Annotated in this window: 2 protein-coding genes; one reads left to right on the top strand and one right to left on the bottom strand. The window is 72.1% G+C overall.

Annotated elements, in window-relative coordinates:
- Nucleotides 1-309 (bottom strand): LysR family transcriptional regulator (locus AOK18_RS21705; RefSeq protein ID WP_157865142.1); only part of this gene is annotated, 309 nt, incomplete at its 3' end.
- A gap of 144 nt (nucleotides 310-453) precedes the next feature.
- Here AOK18_RS21705 and mgrA point away from each other — a divergent pair.
- On the top strand, nucleotides 454-1,446 hold the full coding sequence (gene mgrA / locus AOK18_RS21700) for an L-glyceraldehyde 3-phosphate reductase (RefSeq protein WP_055573410.1): 993 nt from the start codon (nucleotides 454-456) through the stop codon (nucleotides 1,444-1,446).
- The last annotated feature ends 89 nt before the right edge of the window (nucleotides 1,447-1,535 follow it).

Genomic DNA, 1,535 nt, shown 5'->3' with positions numbered 1-1,535 from the left:
CCCGGCGATGCACTGCTCGGTGCCCAGGGCGAGCGTGCCGCGCAGCACTCCCTGGACCGCGGCCACCGCCTCGTGCGCCGCCCGCACCTGCGCCAGGATCCGCTCGGCCTCCACCAGCAGCGCCCGGCCGGCCTCCGTGAGCGTCACCCTCCGGGTCGTCCGCACGAACAGCGGCGTCCGCAGCTCGCGCTCCAGGGAGCGGATCGACGCCGAGAGACCCGACTGGGAGACGAGCAGCCGCTCCGCCGCACGGGTGAAGTGCCGGTCCTTGGCGACGGCGACGAAGTGCTGAAGGTGACGCAGTTCCATGATTGAGAAGCGTATGCGCTGAATTCCATCCGATTCCCCTGTTGGACCGCTGCCCGCGGACCGCGACAGAGTGGGACCCGGTCCCGGTTCCCCGGAGCCGGACGCCCGTGTACCCCCCTCTGCGCACCAACCCCTGGAGTCGCGTTGTACACCCCGCACCCCGACCGTTACGCGGACCTGCCCTACCGGCGCACCGGACGCAGCGGGCTCATGCTCCCCGCCCTCTCGCTCGGCCTGTGGCACAACTTCGGTCCCGACCGTCCCGCCGAGACCCAGCGCGCCATCCTGCGCCGCGCCTTCGACCTCGGGATCACCCACTTCGACCTCGCCAACAACTACGGCCCGCCCCCCGGTGCCGCCGAGTCCGCCCTCGGCGAGGCCCTGCGCACCGACTTCGCGCCGTACCGCGACGAGCTGGTGATCTCCACCAAGGCCGGTTACCTGATGTGGCCCGGCCCGTACGGCGAATGGGGCTCCCGCAAGTACCTGCTCTCCTCGCTCGACCGGAGTCTGGAGCGCATGGGTCTCGACCACGTCGACGTCTTCTACTCGCACCGCTTCGACCCCGGCACTCCGCTGGAGGAGACGATGGGGGCCCTGCACTCGGCGGTCCAGCAGGGCAAGGCGCTCTACGTCGGCGTCTCCAACTACTCGGCGGAGCAGACCCGCGAGGCCGCCCGCATCCTGGGCGAGCTGGGCACCCCGCTGCTGATCCACCAGCCCCGCTACTCGATGCTCGACCGGCGTCCGGAGGACGAAGGCCTGCTGGACGCCCTGGACGACCTCCGGGTCGGCTCCATCGCCTACTCCCCGCTGGAGCAGGGTCTGCTGACCGCCCGCTACCTCGACGGCATCCCCGAGGACTCCCGGGCCGCGAGCGACAGCCCGTTCCTGGACACCGACGCCGTCACCGGCGAGCTGGTGGAACGCCTGCGCACGCTGAACGAGATCGCCGCATCCCGCGGCCAGACCCTCGCGCAGATGGCGCTCGCCTGGGTCCTGCGCGGCGGCCGGGTGACCTCGGCCCTGGTCGGGGCGAGCAGCCCGCGGCAGCTGGAGGACAGCGTCGCGGCCACCCGCAACCTCGACTTCGACGCGGACGAACTGGCCCGCATCGACGCCGCCGTCAAGGGGTAGGGCCGGCGTCCCGCAGATCGTTTCCGGCCGTGCCGTCGATGTCGCGACGGCACGGCCGGCGCCGTGCCGGGTCCGTTTCGTCTCCCACC

The sequence above is a fragment of the Streptomyces prasinopilosus genome (assembly GCF_001419695.1).
Lineage (GTDB): Bacteria > Actinomycetota > Actinomycetes > Streptomycetales > Streptomycetaceae > Streptomyces > Streptomyces prasinopilosus.
The sequence above is the reverse complement of the archived record's forward strand: the minus strand, read 5'-3'. Positions and strand labels throughout refer to the sequence as shown.